The 9,530-nt window shown below is 29.6% G+C and carries 6 protein-coding genes and 1 tRNA gene; 4 read left to right on the top strand and 3 right to left on the bottom strand.

Translation table 11 applies throughout. The features are described from left to right. Positions 1 to 3 precede the first annotated feature (3 nt). From U9R42_15310 to U9R42_15300, 3 genes are all read right to left on the bottom strand, one after another. Positions 4 to 1,266, bottom strand: a complete 1,263-nt coding sequence (locus tag U9R42_15310) for an adenylosuccinate synthase (GenBank protein MEA3497392.1) — start codon at positions 1,264 to 1,266, stop codon at positions 4 to 6. A gap of 129 nt (positions 1,267 to 1,395) precedes the next feature. Then, a complete protein-coding gene (locus U9R42_15305) occupies positions 1,396 to 1,848 on the bottom strand; it encodes a transcriptional repressor (GenBank protein MEA3497391.1) in 453 nt (150 codons plus the stop codon). A 59-nt stretch (positions 1,849 to 1,907) separates the two neighbouring features. Next, complete coding sequence (locus tag U9R42_15300) at positions 1,908 to 4,088, bottom strand: RelA/SpoT family protein (protein ID MEA3497390.1); 2,181 nt, start codon at positions 4,086 to 4,088, stop codon at positions 1,908 to 1,910. A 397-nt stretch (positions 4,089 to 4,485) separates the two neighbouring features. Here U9R42_15300 and secDF point away from each other — a divergent pair, with 397 nt between their 5' ends. The 4 genes from secDF to U9R42_15280 form a co-directional block, all read left to right on the top strand. After that, positions 4,486 to 7,506 carry a protein translocase subunit SecDF gene (gene secDF, locus U9R42_15295; GenBank protein MEA3497389.1) on the top strand — a complete coding sequence of 1,007 codons (3,021 nt, stop codon included), beginning with the start codon at positions 4,486 to 4,488 and terminating at the stop codon, positions 7,504 to 7,506. A gap of 73 nt (positions 7,507 to 7,579) precedes the next feature. Beyond that, entirely contained in the window at positions 7,580 to 8,251 is a 672-nt protein-coding gene (locus U9R42_15290) for a peptidylprolyl isomerase (GenBank protein MEA3497388.1), read from the top strand. Positions 8,252 to 8,384: 133 nt separating this feature from the next. Next, positions 8,385 to 8,459 (top strand) — tRNA-Val (locus tag U9R42_15285). Positions 8,460 to 9,094: 635 nt separating this feature from the next. Next, on the top strand, positions 9,095 to 9,530 hold a 436-nt coding region (locus U9R42_15280), incomplete at its 3' end, for a TetR/AcrR family transcriptional regulator (protein ID MEA3497387.1).

Raw genomic sequence — 9,530 nt, 5'->3', positions numbered from 1 at the left:
CTGTTATCGCATTATTGTTTGTAACCTTTCTGGTCCTACCGAAACTATTGATATTCTTTTTTGAGTGTTTTCTTCAATAAAAGAAATATAATTTTTGAATTCTAAGGGTAATTCTTCAAAGTTTTTAATTGAGCTTACATCTTTTGCCCATCCATGATGTTCTATATGTTTCGGTTGAATATCAGTAGAATTATAAATATCAGGATAAGACAATTCAACACCATTGATATTTTGATAACCTGCACAAGTTTTAATTTTGTCAAAACCTGAAAGAACATCTGCTTTAGTAATAATAAGGTCAGTAACACCATTAAGCATTGCTGTGTAATTTAGAGCAGGAATGTCAAGCCAGCCACAACGTCTTGGTCTTCCTGTGGTTGAACCAAACTCATGTCCGTTTTTTCGTAATTTTTCACCATCTTCATCAAATAGTTCAGTGGCAAATGGTCCTTCTCCAACTCTTGTTGTGTATGCTTTGAAAACACCAAAAACCTTATCAATTTTTTGAGGAGGAATACCTAAACCGTTACAAGCTCCTGATGACAAAGTATTTGAAGATGTAACATAAGGATATGTGCCAAAATTAATATCAAGAAGACTTCCCTGTGCACCTTCAGCTAATATTTTTGTGCCTTTATTTTCCTGTTCATTTAAATATAATTCTGTATCGGTAATTTTAAAAGAACGTAAAAACTCAATAGCTTCAAACCACTCTTCTTCCTCTTTGATTAATTGCCTTGTATCGTATTGAAAATCACTTAAAACATTTAAATGCTTAGATTTAAGAGAGAGATATTTTTCTTTAAAATCTATTGAAAGAACATCTGCAAATCGTAACCCTACTCTAGCAATTTTATCTTGATAAGTTGGTCCTATTCCACGTAATGTAGATCCAATCTTTTTTTCTTCTTTAAGTAATTCAAAATATTTATCAAGTAATTTATGTGTTGGGAGTATTAGATGAGCATTTTGTGAAATATAAATTCTATTTTCGTAAGATATATTTTCTTTTTTTAATAAATCAATTTCTTCTTGTAAAGTAACTGGATTTATAACCATACCGCTACCGAGTATATTTATTGTATTCGGTTGGATAATTCCTGAAGGCAGAGTATGAAAAATAAATTTTTTATCGTTTATTACAAGAGTATGACCTGCATTTGGTCCTCCCTGAAATCGAGCAATGATTTTATATTTTGGGCTTAAAATATCAATTATTTTCCCTTTTCCTTCGTCACCCCACTGTAATCCCACAAGTACGTCCATAATTTATTTTTTTTTGTTAAACAAAAATAGGTCAATTTTTTCATGGAAGATTCTAAAAATTCATTTCTTTCAACAAAAATTATTAATGATAAAATAATAGAAGCTCCCCTTTGTTAAAAACGAAACATTTTATTCGAAATTTGTAATAGGTTTTCCATAAACGGTAAATGAATAATGAGAGAAATCAAGATTGTTTTGTTTAGCAATTTTTTTTGCAATTTCATTAATCTCCAAATTTTCAAATTCTATTACATCCTTTGTGTCTGTATTTATTAGATGATCATGCTTATTTATTCCAAAAGCTTTTTCATAGGAACCTGCTTTTGTTCCAAAGCTGTGCCTTACTATTAAAGCACAATCCAATAATAAGTCAATTGTGTTATAAATTGTTGCACGACTAATATGGTAATTTTTGTTTCTTAGTGTTATATAAAGGTTTTCAACTTCAAAATGCTTATCTATTTCGTATATTTCGTACAGAATATCATATCTTCCTTGTGTTTTTCTAAGATTATGTCTTGTTAAATAATCGATAAACTTAGTTTTAGCTTCTTCAAAAGTATTTTTCATTCCAGTATCCATTTTTTAATTAAGTACAAACTTAATGATAAATTGCTAATTTTTAACTAATCTATTTATAATTAATCAACATGGAATCTTTTTACATATTCAATTCCCTCAACCTTCATAATGTTTTTAATAAGTGTTTCGAGATGTGAAGTGTCAAATACATCAACGATAACAGAGCCTGAAAAAGCTCCTTCTTTAGTTTTTGCACTGATTGATCTCATATTAATTTTAAGTTGATTAGAAATAATATTTACTAGTTCACTAATCAATCCGGAATTATCAAATCCTTGAAAATTTAATCCAACAGAAAAAAAATCAGTTTCTAAGGGTTCTTTTTTACTCCAGCTTGCTTCAATTATTCTATTCCCGAAATTTGACATTAACCTAATGCCAACATGGCAATTTGTACGATGAATTTCAGGTTTATTACCGATTAATTGATAGGCAAAAATATCATCTCCCGGTATTGGATTACAACACTTTGAAAAAATGTAACCACTTGTTTCACTCCCAATAATAATTTTATCTGCTTTTTCTTTTGCCTTCCTAAATTGTTTTTTGGTATTTTTTATATCAGCAGCTTTAAGGACTTTTATAGCATTGTTGATGTCGGTAATATTTATAGTTTTGTTCCCAATAGAATAATAAAATTCAATATCAGAATCAAGTTGAAAATAATTAGTTAAAAAATCAATTTCAATTTTTGAAGGATCAATTTTCTTGAGTTTCAATTTTTTGTATAGTATCGTTTTCCCTTCTTTAGCTTTTATTTCTTTTTGTTTCTTAAGAGACTTTTTAATTTTTGATTTTGCCTTTGCAGTTACTACATGCGAAAGCCATTCAACTGTTGGCTTTTGTTTTTTTGAAGTTATTATTTCTATTTGATCACCATTTTTTATTTTGTAATTATTAGGTACTAATTTATGATTAATTTTTGCCCCAAGGTAATTAATCCCTATTTCTGTATGAATTCTAAATGCAAAATCCAAAGTTGTTGAGTTCTCAGGCATTACAAAAAGCTCTCCTTTTGGAGTAAATGCATACACCTCATGAGCAAATAAATTTGATTGAAATTCATTAAGAAACTCTATTGCACTAGAATCGTTTTCTTGAATAGTTTCTCCAACTTGCTTTATCCACTCATCAAGGGAGCTATCTGATGAATCATTATTTTTGTATTTCCAATGTATTGCTAAACCTTTTTCTGCAATATTATTCATCCTTTCTGTTCTTATTTGCACTTCTACCCAATTACCTTTTGGTCCCATTACGGTTGTGTGTAATGCTTCATATCCATTAACCTTGGGTGTAGAAATCCAATCTCTGAGTCTATCTGAATTTGGTTTGTAAAAGTCAGTAACTATTGAATATACTTTCCAGCAATCTGTTTTTTCTTCTACTTTATTGGTATCAAAAAGAATGATTCTTATTGCAAAAAAATCATGAATATCTTCAAATGAGATTCCTTTAAATTGCATTTTTTTATAGATGGAAAAAATAGATTTATAACGAGCTTTTATTTCAAATTTTAAATTGTTTTTTTTTAATGACTCTTTAATAGGCTTTGTGAAAATATCGGTATATTTCGACATTTGTTTTTTTCTAGCTTTAAGTTGCAAATCAATATCTTGATAAATTACCGGTTCTGTATATTTTAAGCTAAGGTCTTGAAGTTCACTTTTAATATTAAACAGCCCAAGCCGATGAGCCAATGGAGCAAAAAGCTCAAGTGTTTCAGAAGCAATTTTTAATTGTTTTTTCTTTTGCAAAGAATCAAGCGTTCGCATGTTATGAAGTCTGTCAGAAATTTTTATTAAAATTACTCTTAAATCTTCTGAAAGTGTAAGAATTATTCTTCTGAAATTTTCTGCTTGCATTGAGCGAGTATGTCCGATAAATCCCTGAATTTTTGTTAATCCATCAATAATTTTTGCTACTTTTTTCCCAAATATTTCCTCAATTTCTTCCAGAGATATTTCAGTATCTTCAACAACATCATGCAAAAGGCTACAAATTATTGATGTTCTCCCAAGTCCTACTTCCTTTGACACAATAATTGCAACTCTTAAGGGATGAAATATATATAACTCACCTGATTTTCTACGAACATCTTTATGTGCATTTAATGCAAAATTAAAAGCTTTCCGGATTTCTTTTTTCCCTTCACTATTAACAATTTCACTACATGCACGTAACAATGCTCTGTATTCATTTCTAACTTGTTTTTCCTCTATTTCGTTATCGAAAATCATACTCTTAATTCACTCAAAAATGTTATTTGTTACTATTTCAAATTTAAATTGTTGAAAATTATTGAGAATTTTGTATTTACTTAATACAAATAAAAACATCAAATTTATAAATTATTATTTTTAAAATTCATTGTTTTTATGTATTTATACAAAAAAATATTTAGTTCTAAAGATGTTAAAAATAAATCCTAAAAGTGTTAAAATGTTTTGATAATAAACTAGTTGCAACTATGACATTAGGTTGTAAAATGATAATTATTGAAACTTTTAGTAATTTTTATTACAAAAGTGATGTAGTTGGTTGTTAATTAAGAATGCATGATGTAAATTTGCCTTTCTTAAAAAATGATTGTACGAACAAATAAACGTAAAATTAAGTAATAAACGAATTCTTAGTATGAAAAACAAAGGAACAATAAAATTTTTCGCAATAGCACTTGCTGTTGTATCAATTTTTCATTTATCATTTACATTAAAAACTTATTTAATTGAAAAAAACGCTACTAATTTAGCAAATGGAAATAAAGAAGTAGAATTACAATACCTTGATTCTATTGCCAATAAAGAGGTTTATAATATTGGAGTGAAAAAATTTACATATTCTCAATGTAAAGAACGTGAGATAAATTTAGGGCTTGACCTTCAGGGAGGTATGCACATTACTCTTGAAGTAGCACTTGATAATTTATTAATGGAACTTTCAGGTAACAATAAAGATAAAACATTTGTTAAGGCTTTAACACTTGCTAAAGAAAAGCAAAGTAATGGACAAAAAGATTTCATCACATATTTTGAGGAATCATTTAATGAGATTGCACCTGATGGGAAATTAGCATCTATTTTTGCTACTCTTGAAAACAAAGATGAAATTGATATTAATTCTCCAAATGAAGATGTTATAAGTTTTATCAGAAATAAATCTAAAAGTGCTTTAGAAAGTACTTTTGAGGTATTAAGAAAAAGGATTGATAAATTTGGTGTTACACAACCGAATATTCAGTTATTGGAAGGCACAGGAAGAATTATTGTTGAATTACCCGGTGTTGATGATCCTGAAAGAATAAGGAAATTATTAAAAGGTACAGCAAGATTAGAATTTTGGGAAACCTTTGAAAGCAAGGAAATTATTCCTATGTTTGAAGGTGTAAATAAAATATTAGCGGAAAAACAAGCCCTTTCAAGTAAACCAAAAACCGATACATCCGAAGTTGATACAGAAGAAGAAACGTTTTTTAGTGAAGATGAAAATGTTGAGAAAGAAGATTCAGCGAAAGTTGATAAAGAATCTTCTTTAATGGCTCAGGTTGACGATACTTCAACAGTTGATTCAGAGGAAGCACCAGAAGGACAACTTTCTCAAGAAAAGTTTGGTGAAAAATATCCATTATATAAAATTTTATACCCAAGTGTAACAGAAAAAGACGGCAAACAATATTTCGCACAACCTACAGGACCAGTTGTTGGTCGTGCTTTGGCTTATGACACTACCAAAATAAACAATTATTTATCAATGAAGGATGTTAGAAATATTCTTCCTCCTGACATCAAATTTGCATGGTCGGCTCAAGCTGTTGATAAAGATGAAACCGTTTATGAGTTGCTTGCACTTAAAATCACTACTCTTAACAAAGAAGCTCCTTTAGATGGTAAAGTTATTACAAATGCTAGAGTTGATATTTCTCCAATGGGAGAAAGAGAAATTTCTTTGAGTATGAATTCGGAAGGTGCTAAAGTTTGGAGAAGACTTACAGGTGATAACATTGGTAAAAGTATCGCTATTGCTCTTGACGGACTTGTTTATTCCTATCCAACTGTACAATCAGAAATTTCAGGTGGTAATTCTTCTATTTCAGGTTCTTTTTCAAGTAACGATGCAGAAGATTTAGCAAATATTCTTAATTCAGGAAAACTTGATGTAAAAGTAAAAATTATTGAGGAAGCAATTGTTGGCCCTTCCTTAGGACAAGAATCCATTAACCGTGGATTAATGTCACTTTTGGCAGGTCTTATTTTAGTATTGTTTTTCATGGTTTTTTATTATAACAAGAGTGGTTTTGTTTCTGACTTTGCATTACTTATAAACTTGTTTTTCATTATTGGTGTTCTTGCATCATTACAAGCAGCTCTTACATTACCCGGTATCGCAGGTATTGTATTAACAATTGGTATGTCTGTGGATGCTAACGTTCTGATATTTGAAAGGATTAGGGAGGAACTTACGGCAGGAAAAGGTATGAAGCTGGCAATAAAAGATGGCTATCTTAAAGCATATTCTTCAATTATTGATGCAAACTTAACAACATTACTTGTTGCTATTATACTTTCATCATTTGGAACAGGACCTATTCATGGTTTTGCAATTATTTTAATAATTGGTATTCTCACATCACTCTTTAGTGCTATTTTAATAACAAGGGTTGTTTTTGAAGCACAACTTACCAAAGAAAAAGCCATTCGTTTTTATTCTTCAATTACTAAAAATACTTTAAAAAATATAAATATCAACTTTGTCGGTTTAAGAAAAAAAGCATACATTGTTTCAGGTTCTATTATTATTATTGGTGTAGTTTCATTATTTACTCAAGGATTAGAATATGGAGTTGATTTCAAAGGTGGATATTCATATCAAGTAAGATTTGATGAAAATGTTAATACAGTTGAATTGGCAACACTTTTAGAACAACCATTCCAAGGACAACCTGAAGTAAAAATATTTGGACCTAAAAATCAAGTAAAAATTACAACATCATTTTTGATTAATAGCAACGAGGATAATGCTTCTGACTCTGTACTTCATATTCTTCAAAATAATTTACAAACCATAGGTAATGATTTTGAAATTTTAAGTACTCAAAAAATAGGACCTACGATTGCAGATGACATAAAAGTATCAGCTTTATGGTCAGTATTATTCTCTTTAATAGGAATTTTCTTATACATATTTATAAGGTTTAAAAAATGGCAATATGGAATTGCTGCTGTATTTACACTATTTCATGATGTTTTGATTATTTTTTCACTATTCTCAATATTCAAAGATATTATGCCTTTTTCACTGGAGATTGATCAAGCATTTATAGCTGCACTTTTAACAGTCATTGGTTATTCTATTAACGATACCGTTGTTGTTTTTGACCGTATTAGAGAAAAATTATCAATGTTTAAACACAAACCTTTCTTTGGTACTGTGAATACCGCATTAAACGAAACTGTTAGCAGAACACTTATTACTTCACTCACAACCTTAATTGTAGTTTTTGTGCTTTTTATTTTCGGTGGTGAAATTATTCGTGGATTCTCATTCGCTTTAGTAATTGGAATTATCGTGGGTACTTATTCTTCCCTTTTTGTTTCAACACCAATTGTTGTTGAGTTTACAAAAAAAGAATATTTAGAATCAGGGAAAATGGTCAAATAAATTTTTTTGAAATACCTACACCCATGTGAATTATAAAATATTCGGATGGGTGTTTTTTTTAAAATTTAGAATTATGAAAGCAACAAAATTTGTACTTTTGGTAATGTTTGTTTTTACAGTTGTGGCTTGTAGTTCAATTAAAAACAAAGCAATGCGAGAAGAAATAGAGAGACAACAACAAATAAAAGAATCTCTTGAAATTGTTAATATCAAAACAGAATTTGGAGATATTTTAATTTGGCTTTACGACCAAACGCCAAAACATAAAACTAATTTTTTGAATTTAACACAAAAAGGTTTTTACACAGGGACTACTTTTCACCGGATAATTGATAATTTTATGATTCAAGGTGGTGATCCTTTAACAAAAGATTCAGACCCTGAAAATGATGGCAATGGAGGACCAGGGTACACAATACCTGCGGAATTTGTTAAAGGTGTTTTTCATGATTACGCTACAATTGGAGCAGCAAGAGAAGGAGATGTTATTAATCCTCAAAAACGTTCAAGTGGCTCGCAGTTTTACATTGTTGAAAATAGTAATGGAGCACATCATCTTGATGGGAATTACACAGTATTTGGTAAAGTAATATCAGGAATGAAGGTTGTTGAAACAATTGCAGAACAAAAAAAAGACCACGGAGACAAACCTATAAAGAATATTACAATGCAAGAAGTAAAAATTATTAAAACAACTGAAAAAGAATTGAAAGAAAAATATAACTTTTTCATTCCTGAATTTTGATAAATATGGGTTGTTAGCTCAATTGGTTTAGAGTACATGCTTGACAGGTCAAATAGCAACACAAGCCAACAGCAGAAACCACAAGGGTTTCATTGAAAACATAAATTGAATTGCAAGTAATTTGCAAACATTTGGGGCATTAACTCAGTTGGTTTAGAGTGTTACCTTGACAGGGTAAAAGTCACTGGTTCGAATCCAGTATGTCCCACAACTTCCCTAAAAGTTATTTTTTTATAACGTTTCCAATAATATGTGCATCCGCTCATACTTGGTACACAAATCGAAAATCTACCCCAAAATAGCACAAGCTGTCTCGACATGGCGGGATTTGATTTTTGCCAACATACATTCCAACCGTAAAAAACCATAAGGACTATTTCCTAACCCAGATAAACTGGAAAAGAATAACTGCCACAGATTCACAGATTTCAAACTGCCTTTGGTAGTTTGCTTTGTGAAAATTTATTCTAATAGATTCCTTTTAATCTGTGAATCTGTCTTCGGCAGACGTAGTCTTACTTCTATTACACTTAGCATGTCTTCGACAGACGAAGTCTGTGGCATTTTTTGTCCTTTATATATTTTCTGCCAAAAAAAACACGAATATTAGAAATAATACTAAACCGTCATCAGGTTAATTAAAAAGAATCTGGTATTATGCCGATGGATTAGCATGTTAAGAAAATTTATTTTCTGTTACATGATAACCTTTCGGTATAAGATATTAACTTCCAATCAATATAAAATATTTTTTAAAAAAACTTGCTAATTAAAAATTTAATTATACTTTTGCCAACAATATGACCTTTAGTCATTTTATATATTAGAGTTTATTTTATAGAAATGGGTATATCAGAACGTAAAGAAAGAGAAAAAGAGCAACGAAAAAACGATATAATTGACGCTGCCGAAAAAATATTCTTTAAAAAAGGATTAAGTAATTCAACGATGGATGAAGTTGCCAAAGAAGCTGAGCTTAGCAAAGGCACTTTGTATTTGTATTTTAAAAGCAAAGAAGAAATTTATTTTGAAATAAAATTGAGAGCTGTAAATATTTTGAATAGAATGTTTAAAAAATCAATTTTACCTGAAAAAACCGGCTTTGAAAATTGTACAGAGATTGGAAAAACTTATGTTAAATTTTTAAACGACTACAGTAATTATTTTAAAGTAATGGTTTACTTTGAAAGTACTGATTGCAAAATTTGTGATTTTAAAGATAAATGTGAGAATTTTTTTAAAGACGATAATCCGTTGAATTCATTTATTCAAATTATTA

This window comes from Bacteroidota bacterium, assembly GCA_034723125.1.
Classification (GTDB): domain Bacteria; phylum Bacteroidota; class Bacteroidia; order CAILMK01; family JAAYUY01; genus JAYEOP01.
This window is presented reverse-complemented; position numbering and strand designations above follow the sequence as displayed.

Excerpts from the sequence above, each read along its gene's own strand:
- U9R42_15310 (MEA3497392.1), bottom strand. The coding sequence starts at position 1,266 with ATGGACGTACTTGTGGGATTACAGTGGGGTGACGAAGGAAAAGGGAAA.
- U9R42_15305 (MEA3497391.1), bottom strand. The coding sequence starts at position 1,848 with ATGGATACTGGAATGAAAAATACTTTTGAAGAAGCTAAAACTAAGTTT.
- U9R42_15300 (MEA3497390.1), bottom strand. The coding sequence starts at position 4,088 with ATGATTTTCGATAACGAAATAGAGGAAAAACAAGTTAGAAATGAATAC.
- secDF (MEA3497389.1), top strand. The coding sequence starts at position 4,486 with ATGAAAAACAAAGGAACAATAAAATTTTTCGCAATAGCACTTGCTGTT.
- U9R42_15290 (MEA3497388.1), top strand. The coding sequence starts at position 7,580 with ATGAAAGCAACAAAATTTGTACTTTTGGTAATGTTTGTTTTTACAGTT.